The organism is Caballeronia sordidicola (genome assembly GCF_000729995.1).
GTDB lineage: Bacteria > Pseudomonadota > Gammaproteobacteria > Burkholderiales > Burkholderiaceae > Caballeronia > Caballeronia sordidicola_A.
Genome location: NZ_JNFG01000199.1, coordinates 16149 through 40530, shown reverse-complemented (window position 1 = coordinate 40530; position 24382 = coordinate 16149). Strand labels below are relative to the sequence as shown.

The following is a 24382-nucleotide window of genomic DNA, read 5'->3' as shown; positions in this document are numbered from 1 at the left end:
GGATTACTTGCCAAGAACCATCGTGATGAAAGAACACCGAGAGCCGGGCCGCAGACGGATGATTGTGACGAAGCACAATCGCAACCACCCCCCCCCGCCATGAAAATACCAAACAAACAGACCAGCACTTGAACCGCTGCGACCTTTAGCGACCCTTACGAGACCTTGCTAAAGACCTGAGGATTTTGCCGCTACCGGCGTACTGCTCGCACCCCTTTGCATGACATCATGCTATCTGGTTCCAATCTATTTTCCAGTCGGCAGAAGCGGAATTTGAACTAGGAATATCCTGCAATGACTATAAGGATTTCCTGACAGGGCAACCCTGTGGATTCAGATGGCCAGGGTTGATACCGGAGTGTAAGGAGTGTGTGTTCCGAGTTTTTCATTCCCTTACTCAGTCACGAGGCCGTGCCGAACGGCATAACGAATCACTTCCGAATTGTTATTGAGCCCGAGCTTCTGCATGAGCCGCATCTTGTGCGTGCTGATGGTCTTTGCACTTAGCGACAATGCGTCGGCAATATCATTGATGCTATTACCGGCGGCCAGCATTTGCAGCACCTGGAACTCGCGGTCCGAGAGAATCTCATGCGGCGGCCCGTCGCTGGAAGGCGAGTCGAAAACGATTGCATCGACCAGCTTCGGATCAATGAAGCGCCCACCCGCCGCCAGCTTGCGGATCGCAGCGAGCAGCACCTCAAGGTCGCTGTCCTTGGTCACATAGCCCGTCGCGCCCGCACGTAACGCCCGCGACACCACCTGTCCCTCGTTGTGAATGCTCAGCACCAGGATCGGTAACGCGGGCTGTTCCGCCCGCACGCGCCGGATCAGATCCACGCCGCTAATGCCCGGCATGGTCATATCGAGCAACAGCAGGTCCACGCGGCAAGCACGCAGCTTGTCGACGACTTCAGACCCGTGCCCGGCTTCCCCGACCACGGTAATATCGCTCGTAGTGGCTACGATCTGCTTCAGCCCGCTTCTTACGATCGCGTGGTCATCCGCTATAAAAATACTAATCATCGTTCCCGCCCGCTATCCAGCGGCAAATTGATTGAAACCATGGTTCCGGCACCCGGAGCACTATCGACTTGAAGTGTCCCGCCTATCAGGCGCGCCCGTTCACTCATGCCCAGCAAGCCGTACGAGTAGCCGCTTTGCTCCGACTCCAGGTCAAAGCCCTGACCGTCGTCGCTCACCCGAAGATCGAGCGCGAGGTCAGTACTGACAAGTGTCACCGCCACGCGCGACGCGCCGGCATGCCGCGATACGTTCGTGAGCGACTCCTGGACAATACGGAACACGGCCGTTGCATGGGCGTCCGCAAGGGTCGGCTCACCGCCCCGCACTACCAGTTGACAAGGCATGCCGTTGCGCCGGCTGAAGTCCTCGGCAAGCCACTCCAAGGCCGACACAATACCGAAGTTGAGCGCCGCCGGTCTCAAATGGCTCGCGACGTTACGCACCATCCACATGGTTTTCTCCACCAGCTCGCGGATGTCATCGATCTTCCGGGTAGCTTCCGCGTCGGCGACTACACGCATCTTGAGCAGCGCAACATCCATTTTCAGCGCGGTAAGCAACTGGCCCAGTTCGTCGTGAACCTCCAATGCTATAAGACGCCGCTCCTCTTCCCGGATTGCCTCCAGATAGGCCGACAACTCGCGCAATTGTTCGCGCGACGCCAGCAGTTCCTCCTCGGTACGCTTCCTTTCGGTGATGTCCTGGACGGTGCCGACAATACCCCACGACTGCCCCTCTCGCATATCCAAGAGTTCTGCCTGGAGCCGGACGATGCGTGTCGTCCCGTCCGGACTCGTGATGCGATGGTCGATACCAAAGGGTTGTCCCTTGGAGAGCAGTACACGTACCGCGCGCCTGATGGTGGCCTGGTCGTCGGGATGAACCAGCGCGAGATACACGCTATAACACGGCTTCACGATCGAGGGTTCCAATCCGAGAATGCGGTAGAGCTCGTTCGACCAGTGCGTGAGCCCGCTATCGCGATCCCATGCCCAGTCGCCGAGCCGCGCAAGACGCTGCGCATTGGCGAGGCTCGCTTCGCTCGCTCGCAGCTTCTCGTCGGCCCTCCTGCGCGCCGTGATGTCGTATAGCCCTACATAAATTGCCGGAACGTCGCCGTAGGTCGCAACGCGTGCGTTCGCCACGGCCCAGAACGAGGTGCCGTTCGGCCGCCTGAAACTCAGCTCGGTGTTACGCAGACTTCCCTCGTCGCGCAGGTGGCACACCAGCTCGCCGCGCTCCTTGGGCGCAGCATACAAGTCGATAATGTTACCAAGCGCCGGTTGCGTCGTATCGAGCCCAAAGAGTTCGTGCATCGGCAGGTTCATGTAGAGGATGTCGCCTTCCGGCATGGACGTGATGCACAGCGGAACCGGACTCGTCTCCACGATCGCGCGAAACCGCGCCTCGCTTTCCTTCAGCCGCGCCTCCACGCCTCGGCGTTCGACAATCTCCAGGTTAAGGCTGACATTGGCCCGCGCCAGTTCCTCGGTGCGTTGCGCTACCCGCGCTTCGAGTTCATCGCGGGCATCGCTTAACGCCTTTTGCGTCTTTTCGCGTGCGGCAATTTCATGCTGCAACTGCATGTTCCTCGTAACGAGTTGCTGCTGCAGCGTGCGCAATGCCAGATGCGTCCCAATACGCGCCACGACCTCGTCCACCCGGATCGGCTTGGTCACATAGTCGACGCCGCCCGCTGCCAGCCCTTCGATCACGTCGGCAGTCGCGGACATCGCCGTCATGAAGATCACTGGAATGTCACTGGTTTCACTGTTCGATTTAAGCCGCCGGCAGGTTTCGTAGCCGTCTATGCCGGGCATCTTGACATCAAGCAGGATGAGATCCGGTCGCGAGAACGCCGCCCGTTCCAGCGCTTCCAGACCATCCAGTGCCACGAGCACGCGAAAGCCCTGCCCCTCGAGACTCTCCACCACGACACTCAGGTTAGCGGGCATGTCGTCCACGATCAGGACCGCAGGCGCTTCCAGCGTCGCGGGTGCCAGATCGATGGTCGTGTCGTTTGTGTCATTCATGACGCGTGCCCCCCTTCAAGATGCCGCTCGACGAATTGCACGATCGCCTTGGTCCGATAGTTCTTTGCCAGCGAGCGCAACTCAGCAGCGAACGCGCTATAACGCTCGTCGAGGATGGCGATGCGTTCGGCCCACAACACGATCTCGCGCATGTTGCCTTGACGCGCGAGCCGGTGCAGGTCCTGCATTTCTTGCGAAGGCACGGCCGGGCACGGCATCGTCGCAGCAGGCTGGGCCAGCGGCTCGCCAAGCGGCGCATACGTCCAGGTGAGCGGGAGCAGCGCGGCAATCTTCATCAGCAGCGTGTCGAGATGGATGGGTTTCGCCACGAACGCGTCGGCGCCGGCGCTGAGGCTGCGCCTTTCGGCGCCGCCCGTCGGGCTGGCGGAGATCGCGATGATCGGCACAGCGGCAAAGTCCGGCAGAAGCCGTAAGCGGCGCATGGTTTCGAGTCCGTCCATCTCGTGCATCACGATGTCTGTCAGGATCAGCGATGGGCGTTTCACCTGAGCTTTATCCAGCGCCTCCTGACCGCTGGCCGCTTCGATCATGTCGAAGCCGATCTGCCCCAGCATGTCGACCACCACCGCGCGGTTGGTGGCCACGTCGTCGATGACCAGCACGCTCCTGCGCGCTCCCGCGTAGCCGGTGACCACCCACGCGGCATGGGACTCTTGCGACACGGACGGGACCGGTACCGCTTCGAGGTCGAACCAGAAGGTGCTGCCCTCGCCCTTGCGGCTCTCGACCAGGATGTCGCTTCCCATCGAACGCATGAGTTGCCGGCTGATGCCAAGCCCAAGCCCGGCTCCTCCACGATGCCGTTGTTCGGCGCCGGTTTGCTCGAAGGGTTCGAAGATCAGCTCGTGTTGCATGTCGCCAATGCCCATCCCGGTATCTTCCACCGTGAAGCGGATCCGCCCATCCGGCAAGGGCGCCACGCGCAGGCTCACGGTGCCGCTGTCGGTGAACTTCACTGCGTTTGCCAGCAGGTTGAGCAGTACCTGGCGCAACCGCCGTTCATCTGCACGCACGGCGTTAGGCACGTCCCGAGCCGCGTCGCACACGAAGACTAGCTGCTTTTGCTCGGCCTTCACACGAATGATTTCCTCGACGTCGCCGAGTAGCCCGGGGAGTGACACCGCAACAATATCGAACGGCATTTTGCCGGCCTCGATCTTGGCAATATCGAGAATATCGTTGATCAGCGCAAGCAGGTGTTCGCCGCTGCGCTGAATCACGCCGAGCCCGTCGCGCTGGCGCTCACTGAGCGTCCGGTCCCGGCCGAGCACCTGCGCGTACCCCAGGATGCCGTTCAGCGGCGTGCGCAATTCATGGCTCATGTTGGCGAGGAATTCGGATTTCGCTCGATTGGCCGCCTCGGCGGTGCGCCGGGCTTCACGACCCTCGGCCGCTTCCCGCTCGTCGTTATAGGCGCGGTGAAGGCGCGCGCACATGGAGTCGAACGCGGCCACTACCCGTTCGAGTTCGTCTGGACGGCGTGGCCGGCGGCGATGCAGCGTGAAGGCTTGCGGCGCCTGCCGGAAGTCGTAACTTTCGACGCGCCGCGCCACAGTGGCGAGATGGCGCATGACGAGCCGCGAGAAAATGTAGATGGTGAACAGCGACACGAGAAACGTATTGGCGCCCTGGCTCAGCAAGATCACCAGTGCTGTCCTGAACAGTTCGTTGTACAGGTTGGCGAGGGTTGCCTCGACGCGCAGCGTGCCGATCGATTCCTCGTGGCCCTGGATGCGATACACGATCGGAAAACTGCGCACCATGACCGGCCCGCGAGAATGGCTTCCGGCGGAGACCACCATGGAGCTGTCGCTCGCGATCGACTCGGTGACTTCGGCCAGCCGAATGTCCGGCAAATGGAGAATGCCGTCGAGCTGGAGTTCGAGTTGCGGCCGGTCGAGGCGCCAGAGCGCTTCGCCCAGACTACCCCGATAACTGCTATCGATCTCCGCCAGCCGGCTTTCGACGACCATCACCCCCCGGTGATAATCGCGATACAGTTGAAGCGCTGTGAGCGTGAGCGTGACCGTGCAACTGAACAGGAACACTGTAGCGAGCAGCCGCATCAAGACACTGCTGCGGTGGCGGCCGACCAGATCCCAAAGTCCGCCGAATGTGTGGAGCGCCATAGTTCTTCCTCAGGACCGCCTTGGTTTCTTGATTTGCCTATTCTGCGCGCTCTGGCGGCGGTGGTCTAACGGTGGCATAACACCAGGAATTCAAAGAAAACAAAAGGGATGGCCGGCTGCAGAGGCCGTCGGGAACGCCGGCAACCGGCCGGCGTCCAGTGCTTGGGAGACAACCATGCGTATTGCCGTCATGGCATGGCTAATCGCGCTCACGATGACGTCTACCGTGTGTGCGCAGGATGTGGTGAAACCCCTAAAGTCGGAGGAATTCAAGGTCCGCTATGCGTATGCATTCGAGTTGCTGACCGAAGTGCTGCAGCGAACCACGCCGCAATACGGTCCTTACGTCGAGCAGGCTTACACGGACGAGATCTCCGTTGCGCGCTCGCATCTGGAAGCGATCAAGGGCACGCGGATCAACGTCATGATCAGCGACGTGGGTCATAAGGAGTTGGACGAGGGAATGATCCCCATCCCATTTCCTATCGACAAGGGTTTGCTTGGCTACCGTGTCGCGCTGATTTCAAAGGGCAGTCAGGAGAAAATTGCCCAGGTGCAGACGCTGGATCAATTCCGCACGCTCTCGGTCGGCCAGGGTGCGTTATGGGGTGATGTACGCGTATACGAGTACAACAATGTCCCGGTGAGGACGGCCGATACCTATGAATCGTTGTTTCTCATGCTTATGCATGGGCGCTTCGACATGTTTCCTCGCGGCGTAACTGAGGCGCCTGGAGAGCTGGCCGCCTACCGCGCGCGTTATCCCGATCTCGCGATCGAGCAGCATCTGTTGATCCGGTATGCATTCGCCCAATGCTTCTACATCAGCAAATCCGATCCACGTCTTGCGGCCCGCATCAACGACGGGCTGGAGCAAATGGAACGCGACGGTAGTTTTGACGCCTTCTTCAACCGTCATTTCGCCAGGCAACTAGCCGAACTCAAGCTGGAAACGCGAACTGTCATCGAACTCAAGAATCCTTACTTACCCTCGTGGGTACCGTATGGACGCAAGGCGCTATGGTTCGATCCTGCAAAGCCGCAGTAACTTCGAGGTGGCCCATGCGCGATCGCGGCTGTGGCGAATAATCGCGCGATCGTCCGCGCCATGCACCTGCAAGTCGTCAATACGTTGTTTTAGTTCGACCAGCAGTTCCGCCTGCCCCTTAGCCAACGCGTTGCCATGCGATTCCTGAAGCTCGCCCAAGGTATTGCAAAGTTGCCTGAGCGAAACCGCATCCATGCTGATCATCGGCCAGCAACGCAGCAGGAAGGTCAACGAGATGACGTTTCTCGTATCGCACCACGAATCGAACAGGCGCATGCAGATAGCGTCTATTTGGTCGGCGGCAGGCTTGGGGTCGAAAGAATCGGCGCTCATCGCAGCATAGTGAAGGGCAAGGAGTCCTGGATTGTTCGATCGTAAAGCAGAAGCCCGAATTTAGAAATCGGGAAAGCCACGAATATCGCTGAAAAAGCGCTGCTCGCGATCTAGGGAAATCCCGACCGGAGCGATGCGTGCCCGGCCGATCATTACCCCATGTTATGGGTACTCAAACAATTGCGGCATTGCCTCCTCAAAAATGGCCCCCTATATTTTCCCCATGCCAGCCGTATGCGCCTTGCCTTGCATTGCAACAGCGATCGCTTGAGCGTGCGGGTCCGGATGAACCGCATGGCACGATAAAGACATTACATTGATCGCGCGGCAAACCTTGTCCCAGCGGGCAAGCCGCATGCGGCTCCGAATGTCACGCCGAATGTCACTCCGAATGTCACTCCATTCTCCGCAGCCGAATCACTCAACCATCAGGACCGCCGTCGATGAGAACCCTGTCGCTTCGCCCCGTCGCACTGTCGCTGCTAATTGGTCTTGCTTCGACTGGTCCCGCTTTTGCCGCGGGACAGATCACCTTCGTGTCGCAAGGCGGCAGTTATCAGGAAGCCCAGACCAAGGCCATTCTGGATCCTGCTGCGAAGCTACTCGGAATCACGGTCAATCAGGACAGCATCCCTGACGCATGGCCGGCGATCAAGGCCCAAGGTGCGACCGGAAAACCGATCTGGGACGTAGTGGATACCCCAACGTCGAATTGTTTGCGCGGCGGCCGTGAAGGCCTGCTGGAGAAGCTGGATTTTTCCAAACTGCCGAACGCGGCCGCCATGCCGGAGCAATACCGAACGCCTTATTCGGTTGCTTACGAGTTCTATTCAACGGTGATTGGCTACAACAAGAAGTCGCTCAAGAAGGTTCCGCAAAGCTGGGCGGATTTCTGGAATGTGAAGGCGTTCCCCGGAACGCGTGCGCTTCGCAACGATCCGCAGACGGTGCTCGAAGCCGCGTTGCTTGCCGACGGCGTGCCGCGTGACAAGCTTTATCCGCTCGATGTAGACCGGGCTTTCAAGAAGCTTCAGCAGATCAAGCCTGACATTACGGTCTGGTGGACGTCGGGCGGCCAGTCGGCGCAATTGCTGCATGACGGCGAGGTAGACATGGAGATGATCTGGAACGGCCGCGCAAGCGCCGTGCAAAAGGACACTCCGGATGTGGCTTTTACTTACAACGACGGCATCCTGCAAAACACGCAGTTGTGCATCCTGAAGAATGCGCCGAATCTGCCGGCGGCGATCCAGTTCGTGAACGCGGCGGTGTCACCGGAATTGCAGGCTAACTTGCCGCTTTATATCGACTATGGGCCGGGGAATCCGGCGGCTTTCAAGACCGGTAAGATTACTGCCAAGCGGGCGAGTGAATTGCCAAGTTCGCCGGAGAATGCGGGTAGGCAGGCGCTGATGTCGGAGGAGTGGTGGGCGTCGGAGCCAGGTATTCAGGCTAAGGCGCGGTGGCTCAAGTTTATGCAATGAGGGTGTTCGTTCGCACTCGGGGGTTAGGGTTGCGCTGGGGTGGTCGGTTCCTGGGGGTAGTGGTCGGGGGTGATGCCGGGTTGCTAGGTTCCTGCGTTAGCGGTCGGATTCAGTGCCGGGTTGCTGCTTTCGGCCTTAGCGGTCTGCGTGATTCGGATTTTCTCTTTATCACTATTAGCCACTGTGCGTGGCGGCACGTCATTTCTTTGTCCAAAGCGACAAAGAAACGAAGCAAAGAAAGCGCTTTCAGAACGAGGGCTCATAAGTTGACCTAGCGTGCAGCCTCCACGTTTTTGGCACCCCAAAAGCACGGTGCTCGCCAGAACCACCAATGTTTGAACCCCTCTTTCTCCGAACACGGATACCCACACGCTTCGCCACCAGTGATTGAACCTGCCCAAGGTTCACCCCGCGCTATCCGCGGATAACCATCCACCAAATTTGTACGGACCACGAACTACATAGCCAACCCACCAAGAAACAAGGTTGCCGAAATGTGCGAGGCTTCCACCAACGAAATGACCGTCCAGCCCGCGCAATCAACTCACTAAAATGAAGCGGCAATACACGTGATGCCGTAAGCCTGACCCACGGAAATAACTGTCCGGATCACGATACCAATACATCAAGAAATGAAGCAAAAAATGCGCGTTAGGCCGTGCCGCATCCTGGACAAGTAGTGCTTGCCCGAGAGCGTACGGGGCGAAGCGTGTGCGTGTAAGAATTCGCGAGAAGGAGGGGTTCACACATCCGTCGCTCTTGCGAGCACCGTGCTTTTGGGGTGCCAAAAACTTGGAAACTGCACGCTAGGTCAACTTACGAGCCCTCGTTCTGAAAGCGCTTTCTTTGCTTCGTTTCTTTGTCGCTTTGGACAAAGAAATGACGTGCCGCCACGCACAGTGGCTAATAGTGATAAAGAGAAAATCCGAATCACGCAGACCACTAACACTGAAAGCAGCAACCCGGCACTGACTCAGACCGCTAACGCAGGAACCTGGCAACCCGGCACTGACCCCGACCGCTAGCCCCAGAACCTGGCAACCCGGCACCGACCCCGACCGCTACCGCACGAACCTGCCAACCTGAGCACCACCCCCCCCATCCCCGACCGAGTGCGAACGAAATTCACCGCCCTATATCGATCGCTTCGCTATAAACCGCAGCCACCCTCTTGGCAATCACCGGCGTATCGAAATTTTCCCGCGCATAGATCCGGCACTCCTGCTCCGTCGGCAATTCCAACGAACCATCCAGCGCACCAATCAAGCCATCGGCAATAGCATCCACCCCCGTCGACGGCAAAACAAGATTCGCCGATAACGGTGCAACCGCCTCCGGCAAACCACCCACCGGCGTCACCAGCACCGGCGTCCCCGACGCCAGCGACTCCACCGTAATCAACCCAAATCCCTCCAGCGCAACCGTCGGCACAATACTCACATCCGCCGCACGATACAACGTCGCCAAATGACGGTCAGGCACAAATCCCAGCAACCGGACATTGTCGTCAAGACCCGCATCCGTAATGCGCGCCTGCAACTCCTCCGCAAGACGCCCCTTCCCCGCGATCAACAGCAACACATCCGGTTGCTTAGCCTTCACACGCTTCATCGCTTCAATCAAATCTTCAAGCCCCATCCGCCTGACCAGTCGCCGCACCGCAAGCACCACCGGCCGGTCCTGCGGCAACTGAAGCCGGCGACGCGCATCGGAACGGCTCATCGGAACATTGAACTGCGAGACATCCACACATCCCGGCACCACCCGAATACGCTCTGCAGGAATGGCATAACGCGTCCGCAATATCTCCCCAAACGCCTCCGACAATACGATCAACCGCGACGAACGCGCATACACCCGCTGCTCAAGCATCCGCTTGGTCCGCTGACCAATGGAATCGGCACCCTCAACATGGCTCTCGTCCGCCCACGGCCCCTGGAAATGCGAGACCTGCGGAATGCCACGCGTGACATCAAGACCCGGGAAGGTATAGAGCGCAAAGTGCGACGAGACCACATCGGGCCGCTCACGGCTCAACGACGCCCGCAACGCCCGGCGCGCCGCCATCAAGCGGCGCGGCAACGACTGCGCCGCCGGACCAAAGCCGTGAATCGCGCCCTCCGTGTCGGCTGCCACCCGCGCTGATCCCGCAACCACGCCGCGTACCGTGACGCCCGCACCCGGCAACGCGCCGACCAACGTGTGATACATACGGTCCAAACCGCCCGCGCGCTCCGGGAACCAGTGCATTCCAATTTGCAGCGACTTGATGGCTTGCGTGCTCATATCCACGACCCCGATCGAAATTGTTGATGAATAACGACAACCGCCAACTTGCTCATACTGGCGATGCGTTTGATTCGTTTGAAATGTCAGCCAGCACCGAATGGCGGGCACGGATCGTCGCGCTGTTCGTCAGCGCCGCCGCTTTAGCAACCCCGCCCTCCGCCTGCGCTTCACCGGAAGCCGCTGCGCCGGCCTGGTTCGCAAAACCGCGATACAGATCCAAATACCGCCGCGCCATACGCGCCCAGCCAAATTGATCCGCCAACACCCGCGACGCTTCACCCATTTCGCGACGCAGCTCAGGTGCATCGGCAAGCGTGGTGATCGCACCCGCGAGCGCGGCGGCGTCGTCGGGATCGTCGAGCACAATGCCGCAGTCCGTGCCGATAATCTCCGCCCCACCCGCCGTCTTGGCCGTAATGATCGGCAGACCCGCCGCGAGCGCTTCCAGCAGCGAGAGGCTCATCGCTTCGTAACGCGATGGGAAAACGAAGGCATCGACGGAATGCATCAACGTGGGCATGTTCTTCACCAGCCCCAGGAAATGCACGCGATCGGCAATGCCCAGCGCCTTCGCTTCATCGGGGTAAGGACTGCCCGGGAGATAACCGGCCACCACCAGCTGCACATGGGCAGGAAGTTGCACCAGCGCCTTCAGCACCGTGTCCAGGTTCTTGCGCGGCGTGCGCAGGTCACCAACAAACAGCAACAGGCACGCATCGTCTCGCAGTCCAAACGATTTTCTGTCGGCACCATTCACCCGGGCCGCACTGAACGCACTCGTATCCACGCCGTTATAAACCACCTCGATGCGCTCGCCCGCCACACCATTCGCGCGAATCTCGATAGACACTTTCTCGGAAACCGCCGCAATGATCTTTGAACGCTGATACGCCCAGTGTTCAAGCCGCGCATTCACGCGGCTATACAACACCTGGTAGGCGGACCACAAGCCGCCGGTCAACTTGAACGGATAGTACGGACTGCGCAGCCAGCCGCCATGCACGAAGTGCGCGGTATTCACGTCGGCCTTGGCCCACGATATAAACCCGTTCACATGCAGGACGTCGTATTCCTTCTTGTGCGACTTAAGCCACAACCCCGTCTTCAACGCGAAGATCTGCTGCTTGAAAAGCTTGGTCGGCCAGAAACGTCCGACCTTGATCGCGACCCATCGCAAGCGCGCCTCGGAAGCAAGTTCCGGCGCCACGTGCGATGCCAGCAGCGTGACCTGATGGCCTTCCGCCAATGCAGCGCGCGCGATCTCGTAGTTCACGCGGCCTTGCCCATCGTTGTGACGCACGACATGAGTGACGATGGCGATTCTCATCGGAGTGCCTTTTCAGGGAGAGTGTGTGCAAAGAGCGCTTGCTCCCGGCGGCGCGCAAGCCGCTGATGATGGCGCGCCGCGAGGACCGAGCAAAGGCCCATGTAAAGGATCATTCCGCCGATAGACGTGAACGTGTTCGTGAACACCAGCATGCCGACGATCGCAAACGCAACGCTTAAGGAAGCCTGCGCGTATTTGTCGTCGCGCAGCGAAAAAGAAGCCCGGAACGAACGTGCGAGCAGCAAGCCCAGGCCGGCCAGATACATCAGCGAACCAGGCCATCCGAGCACAAACGGCACGTTCATCACGCCACTGTCGAAGCTGCCGTATTTACCGAGATCGCCGTTGGAGGTGGAGAGTTTCGTCGATGAACCGGTGGCGCCGAACCCTTCGCCGGAGACATCGGTGAAAGCCGTTTTAGCGAACGACGCGTAGAACTCGTTGCGCGCGGCGTAGCTGTTGTCATCGCTGAGATTGGTGATGGACTGCAAGCGCGTGGCCATCTTGTCGGCTATCGGCCCGAAGGTGAGCAGCGGTACGGAAAGTCCCGCCAGCACCACTGCGCCGACCAGGATCCGCACCCGCACCTTGTTGCTTGCCTTGAGTAGTTGCAGCAGCATCGCGATGACCCAGCCGCCCCATGTCGAGCGGACCATGCACAGGCCGAACGAGATGAATCCGAGGCCGCCCGCGACCCAGCGCACGCTTTGCGTGCCGGCCATGGTGAAGGTGAGCGCGGCCATCATGGCGAGCGCGAACGGGCCCGATGAATTCATGGTGCTGAACACCCGCACGCCGAGCCGGACCGGGTCGCCTTGCGACGCCATCTGCGAGCCAATCATCCACATGGCGTCCCAGGCGGGCATCAGGAAGAACTGCACGAGACCATAGCCGCCCATGAACAGCATGCCCCAGATGAACGTGTCGAGGATCGCCTGGCGGTACTTCGGATAGTCGCGGGCATGGACCATGATGTGAAAGCCGATCAGCACCGGATACAGCCACGCAGCGAGGTCATAGGTGGCCGCCATCGGGCCGTTGGACATCACGCCGATCAGGTACGCGTAGGCGAGACCCATGAAGATCAGGAGGAACGGCAGGCCACGCCGCTCAGCCAGCACTTTGTAGTGCCGAACCACCGTCAAGCCGCAGATCATGGTCACGACCACGGGCGCTACCTGGATCAGGCTCGTGGCCGTGAAACCGCCCTTGGCGAAATCCGCCAGCCTGCGCACTTCGGGACCGAGAAACCACTGCCACCAGACGAAGCCGATGTAACGCGCCGGACTCTTGAAGTACAGCCATAAGCCGACAGCCGTCGCCATAGCCGGGAACCCGTACGTCAGCGCCGTTCCCTGATGCGCAAGGATAAGCAGCAGCGTGAACATCCAGAAGCCGGTTTGCGGCACCCAATGTTTGGGCTCGTCGCGAAACAGGCCAAGAAAACCGGCGCGCAGGGGCTTGCCACCGTTCTCGATCAGATCGGCCAGATACTTCGGCGTACGCGCAGCTGCCGGTGTGCTCATGGATCAATTCACCCGGCGTTGAGGCGCGACATGCAGCGCGGTTTCTGAAGCGCGCGCCGGTACGTCCATGTGCCGCTTCCTCATGAACTCCTGCGTGATGCGGACATGCTGCAGCGCGAACTGGCGCGTCGTGTAATCGCGTGCAGCGAAGTGACGGCTCGCCGCCTGTGCACGTTGGAGTGCGAGTGCGGGATTGGCGACTATGGTGGCGAGCGTGCGTTGCAACGCAGGAACATCGTGCGGTGGTACGTAGAACACATGCTCAGGTCCGAAGTAATCGCGCAAGGACCCGACATCGGAGACGATCACGGGCTTGCCCAGCGCCACCGCTTCGAGCACGACGGTTATGCCCGACACGTGTGAGTTCGGACGCAGCGGCACCACGATAACGTCGGCCCAGTCATACAGTTCACGCGCCGCTTTCAGGCCGAACGCCGGAGCGATCTTCACGTTGCCGGCATGCAGCGCCTTCGATACCCGTCGACGCGTCGCAATCCGCACTTCATGCGCCGGATTCTGCCGGAACGCCTGGACCAGCGACTCCCAGTCGCGATCGCGATCGTTGCCGATTGCCGCGATTCGCACCGGCGTATGCGGTTGCCAGGCGGTCGGCTCCTGCAATGGAAAGTCAACCGGGTTGATACCGTAGAACACCTGCTCCACATCGCGCTTGAAATATCCACGCGCCATTTGCGCGTTCTCGCTCGCGTGCGTAGTGAGGACATCGGCACGGGCGAGCAGCTTCTTGTAGACCCACTTCCTGAGCGCACCGAAACCCGCCCACTTGTCGACGAGCCACACGCTTTGCGCGAGCAACATCGGATTGCCTCGAGCGCGGCCCTTCAAACGCAGCAGCAATGCCGCCGATAAATGCTCGGCCTCGGTATGCGTCCAGACGACATCGGCGTTCAGAATTTCCTCGCGATTGCGCCACGTATGAATGAAGTCGAAGCCGAGCACCTCCTTCAATCCACGCCGTGCGAGCCGCACGAATTTATTCTCGGGCTTGTCGCGCGAATACGTCAGCGTGAGTTCAGGAGACTCTGCGTGGTGATAACCGTACAGGCAGCCGATGTTCTCCCCTTTGCGATAAAACCGCGGGTCCGCGCCATAGAACAAATGCACATTGACCTTGGTCGGTTGCATACGGGAAACCTCCGCGTCGCCGTGATGTTGTGGGTTCCTGACCCGCGCTACGCGGCTCATGCGGCTGTGGCGCCGTCGGTACGGCCGCGCATGGCAAGCGCATAGGCTGCGGGCTCGTGCTGCGCGTCGCGGCGGGCGTCGCGAGCACCCCGACGCATCGCACGGTAACGCGTCCAGCAGGCTGCATCGCGGGTGCGTGCAAGCGCGAGCAGGACATGCACGAAGCCGGGCATCGCGCGGGTGCCGATGGCGGCGTACCAGTACCACGCCACATGCCGCGCGAGCGGACCCAGATGCTCTCGCAGCACCAGATGCACGTTGTACGCGGTGTCCGAGAGCGCGCCCAGCGTTTGGACATCACGGCCGTTGTCGTCGAAACGTTCGGCGGGGAAATGGTCGACTGCAACGCGCGGATCGTAGACCATCTTCCAGCCCGTGCGCTGCACGCTCAGGCTAAACGAGAGGTCGTTGCCGTGTTGCGCGCCCTTGCCGCGCAGACGGGTATCGAAACGCAATCCGCCCACTGCCGAGCGTCGATAAATCATGTTTGCGCCCTTCAACATCAAGACCGTTCGCGGCGCACCCACACCCAGATGATGGTTGCCACAGATCTTGCCGGTACGCCGGATCACGCCGACTTCCGAACGCTCGCCATCGAGCAGTGCCCCGCGTTCGAACACCCAGTCACGGCCGCCAAGCGCACCCAGCGTTTGATCATTGCTAAAGGCTTGATCAATTCGCGCCAGCCAGTCGACGCGCGGCGCGGCGTCGTCGTCAGTGATCGCGATGATGTCGCCGCGTGCCGCATCAAGCCCGCGGTTCAGCGCCGCGACCTGCCCGCCAAGCCCCGTCTCTATGACGCGCAATTCGAAGGGATTGTTCGCGGCCAGTTCTGTTTCGAGCGCGCGATGTGTCGCGTCGTCTTCGGGACGCGCGACGACCAGCACTTCATCCGCCGGGCGAGCCTGGGCACGCAGCGCGTCGAGGCAACGCTTCAGGTCGGCGGGACGACGATAGGTCGGCACCATCACGGAGATGGTAAGGGTCGAGGTCGATGTCATGCAGCGCTCCGCTCGCGTTCAAACATTCAAGTAGTCTTCAACCGCTGCATAGTGTCCGCGGCTATAACCACGCGAACGTGCCGGCATGCCGTTCATGATTGCGCCATGCAGCGGAATGCCCGCCGAACGCAAGCGCCGGATGGCATCGGAGATCTCCATTTCGTTGTGCGCACCGGAGCGCATCACGAGGAAGTTGGTCCCCGAAAGCTTGCCGATAATCGATGCATCCGTGACAGCAAGCACCGGCGGGGTATCGATGAAAACCACGTCGTACACACGCCCCAGGCCATCAAGATATTGCTGCAGGCGCGGCGACATCAACAGCTCCGACGGATTCTCCGGACGCTTGCCCGCCGGCATGAAACTCAAGAACGGCGTGCGCGTGGTGCGGATGGCCTGCTCGAGTCCGATCGTGCCGGCAAGCAATTCCGCCAGGCCGTTCGCACGCTCCAGACCAAACGAACGTTCCAGCTTGCCGCGTCGCATATCGCCGTCGATCAGCAGCACCTTCTTGCCCGACGCCGCAAGCAACACAGCGAGGTTCACGGCGAGAAAGCTCTTGCCGACACCCGACGCCGGGCCCGTCAGCATCACCGTATGATTGCGCGCTTCCATCAGCGTGAACTGCAGCGACGTGCGCAGGCTGCGCATGATTTCCACGCAGACATCGTTCGGACGCATGGTCGCGAGAATGGGTGAGACACGGTCTCGATCACGCTCCGTGCGCTTCGCTTCCGCATCAAGCTTCACCTGCTCCGTGCTCATGGGAATGAGGCCGACCAGCGGCAACCCTGCCAGGCGCTCGACCTTGTCCGGATCCACAATGCCATTGAACATGGCGCGGCGCAGGAACACGAGGCCAGTCCCGAGGATCAGCCCGAGAATCACGGCCGCCGACATGATCAGGAATTTCTTCGGCTTGACCGGTGCACCCGGGCGCAGCGCGGCATCGACGATATGCACGTTGCCGCCCGTCCCCGCCTTCTGCACCGACAGTTCCTGCACGCGATTGAGCAGCAGCACGTAGATGTCTTCGGCCACCTTCGCATCGCGTTGCAGCGACACCGCTTTTACTTCGGATGCCGGAAGATTCTTGAAGCGCTCGCTGAAGCGCGCACGTTCAGCCTCCAGTTGGCTCAGCTGCTGCTGCGCGACGATGAGCGCCGGATGGCCGCTTTCGAAGCGCTGGTCCAACGTTGCCATCTGAAGCTTCAACGCGGAAATCTGCGCTTCGTAAGTGATGCTGCCTTCGAGGTAAACTTTCGCTTCGTCGCTAGCGTTGATCGAACCGGACTTGCTTTGATATTCCGTCAGCGCGGCTTCCGCATGCTCGAGGTCACCCTTCAGCCGCGGTTGTTCGCTCTTCAGGAACGCGAGCATTTTTTCCGCATCGGCCTGCTTGCTTTCAATGTGCTGGAGCAAATACGAATTAGCTAGTGCATTCGCAATTTCAGCAGCACGTGCGGGGTCGCCGTTCTCGAGCGAGATCTGGATCACGCCGGTCGACTTGCCTTGCTCGACGACCGTAATGCCCGACTGAAAGGCGGCGATGGCATCGAGGTCGTTGGCCCGTAACACCTCGAAGCGCGTACCGGGACGCGCCACCAGTTTCGTGACATTGATGGATACGCCATTGCCCTTCGCCATCTCACCCACACGGCCTTCGAGCAACGGCACACCTTCAGGCGTCGCCAGCGAGTAGCGGTTGTTGCCGAGCGCCGTCATGGTCATCTTCACGCCTTCCAGCGCCTGGACCACTTCAATTGAATCGACCATGGCCTCTTCGCCGCCCCACGCATACGACGTCATGCCGAGCCAAGGCTTGCCCGGTACTCCCGGCGTGGCGAGCCGTGCAGCAATGCTGCCAAGCACCGGTATGGTCACCGGGCTCACCGAGAAGTTGAGCTTGCACTGCTCGATGACCGGTGCGACCACACCCCGGCTCTTGATCATCTCGATCTCGGCGTCGGTCGGCAGCGCGCCCGACGAATTGCCGATGGTTGCGCCCGTCTGCGTCTGCGTGAGCGCTTGCGACGTGTTGTCGGACTGCTCCACACGAACGTGCGCGTCGGCGGAATAGACCGGCTTCGCGACGTAGCAGTAAGCGGCCGCGGCGAGAATGATGAACACCGCGGTACCGATCATCCACCAGATGTCGTCGAGGACCACCTGCAGCAACTGCCCGAGGACGACGTCCTCTTCTTCGGTCTTGCCCTGATAGGAATGTGCTGGCGTGCTCACGATTCAACCCCGGTTGGTTTGAGGCATTCGACGATCAGAAAAGCGTTCATCGCGTCAGTTCCTTCAGGTAGAAGAGTGTCTGCAAGGTCGGCAGAACCTGGTTGACCATACGGTTGAACTGGACGGCGCCGGCCGTGCCCACGTACACCACGTCGAGCGGGTGAAGCTGGAATTGCGCGGACAGCAGCAGCGAATCCGGTTGCGTCAGATCGAGCCGGTAGATCTCGGGCGTTGCCGGCTTGTCACGCGCGCCGCGCACCACGTAGATTGCCCGTGCGTTCGCGTCGGTATCCAGGATGCCGCCGGCTTGCGTCAGCGCATCGGCGATCGTCAGGCGGCCTTTCAACATGGAAACAGGCAGCGGCGTCTTGACTTCGCCCATCACGAACACGCGGCTGTCGGTACGATCCGGCACGTTCACGATGTCACCCGACTGCAGCATCACATTCTGCGAAATCTCGCCACGATCAAGCACGCCGTCGGCGTCGAGAACGTAGAGTTTGCCGTTGCGCGTGAGACGCACGCGCTGCAGATCGGCGTCGGCGTTCGTGCCGCCCGAGCGTGCGATTGCATCGACCAGCGTGAGCGGCACATCGCTCATCGCGAGCGGTCCAGGCGTCTTCACCTCGCCGGTCACTGAAACCTTCTGGCTGCGATACGCAAGCACGCGAACATCGACTTGCGGCTTCTTCAGATACGGCGACAAACCCGCTGCGAGCTGATCGCGCATCTCGCCGGCCGTTTTGCCCGCAACGTGTATCTTGCCGACGAACGGGAAGTAGATCGACCCGTCAGGCGCGACCGTCTGCCCGAACGGATCGGCCTGTCCGGGCAACGCAGTGGTGTACGGCTGCGCGAGCGCGCCGGCGATCGTTTGCGTGGTGTTGCCGCCCGCCGACATGGTCTGCCCCTGCTGCGTGGTCAGCTCCGGGTGATCCCAGATCGTGATGCCGACCACGTCCTGCGGCGCCAGGCGATACACGTATTGCGCAGGATCTGCAAAACGCGTGGGCGGCAGCGCCGCTGCCGGACCCGGCCGGTTCTGCTGCATGATCACGTCCGCCGTGATCAGGTGCACGGGATAGGTCGCGGTCGGCGCGGGGTCGGAATCGTTCAGGCGCGACGTGTCCAGGTTGTAACCTGGCAAGGCGCCACATGCCGACAAAAAAGTCGTCAGCGAAAAGACCACGGAAACAGATAAAGCTAGAGACCGGTTCACCATATTTTATTCAGCCATCCCTGGACCAGACGTTCAATTAGCCCGAAGCTCTCGCGATAGGCAACTTCGTGGCCGCCGTACGGATCGGCCACTTCAGAGTCTTCCCACTTGCCGAGCAGATGGACCTTGCCGCGTGTGTGCGGCGCCATCTGTTCAATCGCGGCAATTTGCTGCCTTTCGGGCACGAGAATCAACTCGGCTGCGCGCGCCATGGACTCGTCGAGCCGGCGCGCGGAGTGTCCCGATGGATCGACATCGCGCTCCGCCAGCAAGCGGTACATCGTTGGATCGATGTCACGGCCTTCTTTGGCAAAGAGGCCGGCAGAGCGGAATTCGATCGAGCGTCTTGCGTCTTGACCCGCTAGCTTGCCGGCATGCGCGCGGAACAGCATTTCCGCGGCAGGGCTTCGGCAGACGTTCGCATGGCAGACAATCAAGACGCGTCGAAACATGGGTTGTATCCGTTAAAACGGCGCAGTCGCGGCATCGGGTCCCTCAACCGATGCCGCGCTCGCAGCGCGTGGGTGTGTCGATTTCGTTTTTATTGAACAGCTGGGCGTGCCAGTTGGCTCAAGCCGTGGCCGGCGCCTTCACCGATTGCCGTACACCACGTCCGATCGCGTGATACTCCACGCCGATCTCGCTCATGGTTTCCGGCTCGTAGAGATTGCGGCCGTCAAAAATCAGCGGGGTCTTCAGGCGGCGTTTCATGCCGTCGAAGTCCGGGCTCTTGAACACCTTCCACTCCGTCACGATGATCAATGCGTCGGCGTTATCGAGTGCTTCTGTGTGATCGTTCGCGTAGGTCAGGCGAGCGAGCAGCGCCGGCGTGTCGCTCAGATCGAGCGCAATCACGCGGCGTGCTTCGTCTGTTGCGACCGGATCGTAGGCGCTGATCGACGCGCCGCGTTCCAGCAGTGCCGCGATCAGCACACGGCTCGGGGCATCGCGCATGTCGTCGGTATTCGGCTTGAACGCGAGGCCCCACAGCGCGAACTTCTTGCCGCGCAGATCATCGCCTAAGCGAGCCACGATCTTGTTGGCGAGGGTTTGTTTTTGCGCCTCGTTCACCGACGTCACCGCCTTCAAAATTTCCATCTGCTCGTCATACTCGCCCGCTGTCTGGATCAGCGAACGCACGTCCTTCGGAAAACACGAGCCGCCATAGCCGCAACCCGCATACAGGAAGTCGTAGCCAATGCGCGGATCGGAGCCGATACCGCGACGCACCGCCTCAATATCCGCACCCACGCGATCCGCGAAATTCGCGAGCTCGTTCATGAACGAGATACGCGTGGCGAGCATGGCGTTGGCCGCGTACTTGGTGAATTCCGCCGAGCGCACGTCCATGTAAAGCGTGCGTTCGTGATTACGGTTGAACGGCGAATACAGTCTCTTCATGCGTTCGCGGGCGCGTTCACCGGGTACGTCGTCGTCGCAGCCCAGAACAATCCGGTCGGGCCGCGTGAAGTCGTCAATCGCCGCGCCTTCCTTCAGGAACTCCGGGTTCGATACAACGGAGAACATATGCTGCACGCCACGCGTGGCGAGTTCCTGATCGATCGCTGCCTTCACGCGACGCGCGGTGCCGACAGGCACTGTCGATTTGTCGACAATCACCTTGAAGTTGTTCATATAACGGCCGATATCGCGCGCCGCCGCAAGCACGTACTGAAGGTCGGCGGAACCATCCTCGTCGGAGGGCGTGCCTACCGCAATGAACAGCACTTCGCCGTGTTCAACGGCGGCCTGGACATCGGTGGAAAAGCTGAGGCGTCCGGCAGCGCGATTACGCGCGATGACCTCCTGCAGACCCGGCTCATGGATCGGCACGCCGCCGCCGTTCAGGATCGCAATCTTGCGCTCGTCGAGATCGAGGCACAGCACGTCGTTACCGATGTCGGCCAGACACGCGCCCGTCACGAGGCCTACATAGCCGCTTCCAATGATGGTGAGTTTCATAGCACGCGCTCCAGGGTTGGCAAATTATTCAAAGCATTCTTAGTAAGCGTTGACACCGGCGAAGCCCTTCCACAAAGTCATTGCAACAATCTTCATGTCGAGGCCGAAGGTCCAGTGCTGCATGTAGTACAGATCGAGCTTCACGCGCCCCATCATCTTTTCGATACGATCCGTCTCACCGCGAAAGCCATTCACTTGCGCCCAGCCGGTGATACCGGGTTTGATGCGATACCGGTACATGTACCCCTTCACGAGGTCCTTGTAGATGTCGTCGTGTTCGAGCGCATGGGGACGTGGACCGACCACCGACATCTCCCCTCTCAACACATTGATGAACTGCGGCAACTCGTCCAGGCTGGTTCTGCGCAGGAAGGCGCCTACGCGTGTCACGCGCTTGTCGCCCTTCTTCGCCTGCGTGACATGACCGCTGGTTTCCTTGTGCACCTTCATCGAACGAAACTTGTAGATCTCGAACTCGTAACCGTCGATACCTTTCCTCTTCTGCTTGAAGAACACCGGTCCCGGCGAGGACATCTTCACGGCCACCGCCAGCACGATCAGCAACGGCGCGAGGCACAGCAGCACGCCTGCTGCGAATAGGCGGTCGAACACGCGCTTCGGCAGCACCTTGAGGTCCGTGATCGGCGACGCAGCCAGGTTGATGGCCGGCACACCGAGCAGATCGACAACCGCATGGTTGAAGAACGACAGGCTGCGCACGTCCGGTATGAAGCGGATATTCACGAAGTCGTCGCGAAACTCCGTGACGAGCTTGTGGATGGTCCGCTCCTGCGAGATCGGCAGGGCGAGCCACAGCTCGCGAATCGCACGTCTACGCACCAGCTGCGTGAGGTCACCCAGATCACGACTTACCGGCACGCCGGCAAGGGTGAGCTCCGGGAAGCTTTCGTCGAACACATAGACCGGGCTGAAACCCGCTTCGGGACGGCTGCGCATCTGTTCGATCAGGAACTCCCCATAAGGCGCCGCGCCCACGATGGCGACCGCCTTCTGGTTAAAACCCTCGCGGCGGATCAACTTGAGCGTCGCGTGCACAACAGCCTTCGAGAGCATCAGCAAGGCCGCCGCGGCGACGCCCCAATACAGCAGCCACAAACGCGACAACAAATCTGCACGATGCACGCTGAAGGTCAGCAGCACGCCCGCGCCTTCCACCATCAGCCATGCCAGCGTCACGCGCCACAGCAGGTCATACACGGGCTTGCCGCGCCACGACTTGTATATTCCGAATGACGGGAACGTCATGATCACCAGCACGCAATTAAACGCGAGCAGCGTGCTTTGCATGTCGTCGAGCCAGACGGCATTTCCCGCGTGCAACGACGCGGCCAGCAGCGCACCCAGCGCTACCATCGCAATGTCGATCATTCTCGAAAGCACGCTCAACATGTAAGACACCTCGGGTGGGAAGACACGGTCTGCTCGGGTCCCGCTTCAGCGTCACGCATTCGCCTGGAGCAAACAGCAAGCAAATGCGGAGAAACGAGAGCGCCCGGCGCCTTGGTACATACCCGTATGAGGCTGGAATTAAATTCATGCTGCAACCGCAAAATAATGCGCGGTTTAATTCGCGTTTTTGCGCGTATTTATTTTTGTCACGAAGCAGTTTGAAAGCCACTGCATGCCCACGATCAGGCCACATCAAGACCACGACAGCAGTCTACAGGCGATGCTTTGTTGAATTTTTTTCAGATTGTTACTGATCGCTAAACACCTTGCTGGCAAAGGCATTCCGCCGAATTTTAGGCAATTAATTTTCGAGAAAAAATTCCAGAAAAGTAAGAAAAAAATTCAATCATCTATTCTCGTTACTTTTTAAGCACCAAATTACCGACTTGAGTATATCGAGTGATTATTTTTCTGTTTTTTGATTTATCAGCCATTTAGTACGTGATAAAAATTGTAATACCCGATCAAGCTCAAGGAGCTCCCCTCGTCATGACCGCTCTCGACACGACACTTAACACCACTCCACTCACGCCTGCCTCCACTGAAATCAAGCTCAGGATCCAGCCGGTCATCCTGGCCGGCGGCGCGGGCACACGCCTGTGGCCCATGTCGCGCGAGCACTTCCCCAAGCAGTTGATTGGTTTGATCGGTGACCAGTCACTGCTGCAATCCACCGCACGGCGTCTGGATGGCCTGACCTACGGCACTGCGCGTATTGACGACGCAATCATCGTGTGCGGAGAAGATCATCGCTTTACGACTGCCGACCAATTGCGAGCCGGTGGCAAGCGCGCCCGTCTCGTCCTTGAGCCGCTTGCGCGCAATACGGCGCCCGCGCTGACTGTCGCTGCCATGCACGCGATGGCGGACGGCGAGGACGCTATCCTCGTAGTCATGCCCGCAGATCATGTTGTTACGGATACCGAATCGTTTCACAAGGCTATTGGAGCAGGCGCCAAGTGCGCGCAGGACGGTGCGATCGTCACCATGTGTATCGTGCCGACGCATGCAGAAACCGGCTACGGGTACATCAAGGTTGGCCAGCAGATGCTTAGCTCGGGTGCATGGCAACTCGAGAAGTTCGTGGAGAAACCGCATCTCGAACTCGCGCGCCAGTATGTCAGCTCCGGCGAATACTGGTGGAACGCGGGTATTTTTATCGTGCGCGCTTCGGTGTGGCTCAAGGCCATCGAGCACTTCCAGCCTGCCATCCACGCTGCCTGCCGCGCCGCCTGCGACGCCGGCACGCACGACGGCGATTTCTTCCGCCTCGACAAAGAAGCGTTCGCTGCCTCGCCGTCGGACTCCATCGACTACGCCGTGATGGAGCAGCTGGCCAACGACCAGAGCGTCTGCTCGGGTGCCGTCGTACCGTTGAACGCGGGCTGGTCAGATGTGGGCTCGTGGGACGCGATCTGGAAGATCCTGCCTAAGGACAGCGAAGAAAACGTCGCGCGCGGCCGCGTGATGTTTCAGGGGGCGTCATCCACATACGCGCATTCCGAGGGCCGGCTGATCGCGTGCGTGGGAACGCATAACCTGGTGATCGTGGAAACGGCGGATGCCATTCTCGTTGCGGACAAGGAGAGCGTGCAGGACGTCAAGGCGATCGTCGCGCGCATCAAGGCAGAGCAAGGCAAGGAGGCCGCTGATCATCGCAAGGTGCATCGGCCGTGGGGCCACTACGATTCCATCGATAACGGCGAGCGTTTCCAGGTCAAGCGGATCGTGGTGAAACCGGGCGCGCGGCTGTCATTGCAAATGCATCATCACCGCGCCGAGCACTGGATCGTGGTGCGGGGTACCGCGCTTGTCACGCGTGGCACCGAGACGTTTATTCTCGCGGAAAACGAGTCCACCTACATCCCGATCGGCGTGCAGCACCGGCTCGAGAACCCGGGCAAGATGCCGCTTGAAATGATCGAGGTGCAATCGGGCACCTATTTGGGCGAAGACGATATTGTCCGTTTCGACGACAAGTACGGCCGGCAATAAAAAACGCTGTGCGGGGCGTGATACACATGCCCCGCACAGCGTTTCGAGTCAACAGCATTCAAACCCGAAGAG

17 protein-coding genes are annotated in these 24382 nt (G+C 60.2%); 3 read left to right on the top strand and 14 right to left on the bottom strand.

The window, feature by feature from the left end:
- Positions 1 to 393 precede the first annotated feature (393 nt).
- From FH08_RS0134970 to FH08_RS0134960, 3 genes are read right to left on the bottom strand one after another with little or no spacing between them, the layout of a single operon-like run.
- Positions 394 to 1026 (bottom strand): response regulator, encoded by a 633-nt coding sequence (locus FH08_RS0134970; RefSeq protein WP_031362789.1) that lies wholly within the window; start codon positions 1024 to 1026, stop codon positions 394 to 396.
- On the bottom strand, positions 1023 to 3059 hold the full coding sequence (locus FH08_RS0134965) for a response regulator (protein WP_051888768.1): 2037 nt from the start codon (positions 3057 to 3059) through the stop codon (positions 1023 to 1025). Before FH08_RS0134965 ends, FH08_RS0134970 begins: the two co-directional genes overlap by 4 nt.
- The gene (locus FH08_RS0134960; protein ID WP_031362787.1) at positions 3056 to 5209 is read right to left on the bottom strand and encodes an ATP-binding protein; all 2154 of its coding nucleotides are present in this window, start codon (positions 5207 to 5209) and stop codon (positions 3056 to 3058) included. Before FH08_RS0134960 ends, FH08_RS0134965 begins: the two co-directional genes overlap by 4 nt.
- A 175-nt stretch (positions 5210 to 5384) precedes the next feature.
- On the opposite strand from FH08_RS0134960, the gene FH08_RS48875 reads away from it, so the two are divergent.
- Positions 5385 to 6257: a substrate-binding periplasmic protein gene (locus FH08_RS48875; protein WP_051888767.1), complete on the top strand. Its 873-nt coding sequence runs from the start codon at positions 5385 to 5387 to the stop codon at positions 6255 to 6257.
- Here FH08_RS48875 and FH08_RS49755 read toward each other — a convergent pair.
- Positions 6228 to 6488: a hypothetical protein gene (locus FH08_RS49755; RefSeq protein ID WP_152602998.1), complete on the bottom strand. Its 261-nt coding sequence runs from the start codon at positions 6486 to 6488 to the stop codon at positions 6228 to 6230. The two genes, FH08_RS48875 and FH08_RS49755, sit on opposite strands and share 30 nt — an antisense overlap.
- 545 nt (positions 6489 to 7033) lie before the next feature.
- On the opposite strand from FH08_RS49755, the gene FH08_RS0134945 reads away from it, so the two are divergent.
- A complete protein-coding gene (locus FH08_RS0134945; RefSeq protein ID WP_031362784.1) occupies positions 7034 to 8074 on the top strand; it encodes an ABC transporter substrate-binding protein in 1041 nt (346 codons plus the stop codon).
- A gap of 1125 nt (positions 8075 to 9199) precedes the next feature.
- Here the strand turns inward: FH08_RS0134945 and FH08_RS0134940 are convergent.
- The 10 genes from FH08_RS0134940 to FH08_RS0134895 all read right to left on the bottom strand — a co-directional run bounded on the left by FH08_RS0134940 (position 9200) and on the right by FH08_RS0134895 (position 22255).
- Positions 9200 to 10360 (bottom strand): glycosyltransferase family 4 protein, encoded by a 1161-nt coding sequence (locus FH08_RS0134940; protein WP_031362783.1) that lies wholly within the window; start codon positions 10358 to 10360, stop codon positions 9200 to 9202.
- A 52-nt stretch (positions 10361 to 10412) separates the two neighbouring features.
- On the bottom strand, positions 10413 to 11690 hold the full coding sequence (locus FH08_RS0134935) for a glycosyltransferase family 4 protein (RefSeq protein WP_051888765.1): 1278 nt from the start codon (positions 11688 to 11690) through the stop codon (positions 10413 to 10415).
- Positions 11687 to 13216, bottom strand: coding sequence for a glucose-6-phosphate isomerase (locus FH08_RS0134930; RefSeq protein ID WP_031362781.1), 1530 nt, complete (start codon positions 13214 to 13216; stop codon positions 11687 to 11689). The genes FH08_RS0134935 and FH08_RS0134930 overlap by 4 nt, the downstream gene beginning before the upstream one ends.
- Before the next feature lie 3 nt (positions 13217 to 13219).
- The gene (locus FH08_RS0134925) at positions 13220 to 14362 is read right to left on the bottom strand and encodes a glycosyltransferase (protein WP_031362780.1); all 1143 of its coding nucleotides are present in this window, start codon (positions 14360 to 14362) and stop codon (positions 13220 to 13222) included.
- A 56-nt stretch (positions 14363 to 14418) separates the two neighbouring features.
- Entirely contained in the window at positions 14419 to 15423 is a 1005-nt protein-coding gene (locus FH08_RS0134920; RefSeq protein WP_051888764.1) for a glycosyltransferase family 2 protein, read from the bottom strand.
- Between the two features lie 18 nt (positions 15424 to 15441).
- The gene (locus FH08_RS0134915; protein WP_031362778.1) at positions 15442 to 17667 is read right to left on the bottom strand and encodes a polysaccharide biosynthesis tyrosine autokinase; all 2226 of its coding nucleotides are present in this window, start codon (positions 17665 to 17667) and stop codon (positions 15442 to 15444) included.
- A gap of 43 nt (positions 17668 to 17710) precedes the next feature.
- On the bottom strand, positions 17711 to 18886 hold the full coding sequence (locus FH08_RS0134910) for a polysaccharide biosynthesis/export family protein (RefSeq protein ID WP_031362777.1): 1176 nt from the start codon (positions 18884 to 18886) through the stop codon (positions 17711 to 17713).
- Entirely contained in the window at positions 18880 to 19335 is a 456-nt protein-coding gene (locus tag FH08_RS0134905) for a low molecular weight protein-tyrosine-phosphatase (RefSeq protein ID WP_031362776.1), read from the bottom strand. Before FH08_RS0134905 ends, FH08_RS0134910 begins: the two co-directional genes overlap by 7 nt.
- 118 nt (positions 19336 to 19453) lie before the next feature.
- Entirely contained in the window at positions 19454 to 20845 is a 1392-nt protein-coding gene (locus FH08_RS0134900; protein ID WP_031362775.1) for a UDP-glucose dehydrogenase family protein, read from the bottom strand.
- A 39-nt stretch (positions 20846 to 20884) separates the two neighbouring features.
- Positions 20885 to 22255 carry an undecaprenyl-phosphate glucose phosphotransferase gene (locus FH08_RS0134895; protein ID WP_031362774.1) on the bottom strand — a complete coding sequence of 457 codons (1371 nt, stop codon included), beginning with the start codon at positions 22253 to 22255 and terminating at the stop codon, positions 20885 to 20887.
- A 549-nt stretch (positions 22256 to 22804) separates the two neighbouring features.
- Here FH08_RS0134895 and FH08_RS0134890 point away from each other — a divergent pair.
- A complete protein-coding gene (locus tag FH08_RS0134890) occupies positions 22805 to 24310 on the top strand; it encodes a mannose-1-phosphate guanylyltransferase/mannose-6-phosphate isomerase (protein ID WP_031362773.1) in 1506 nt (501 codons plus the stop codon).
- Positions 24311 to 24382 lie beyond the last annotated feature (72 nt).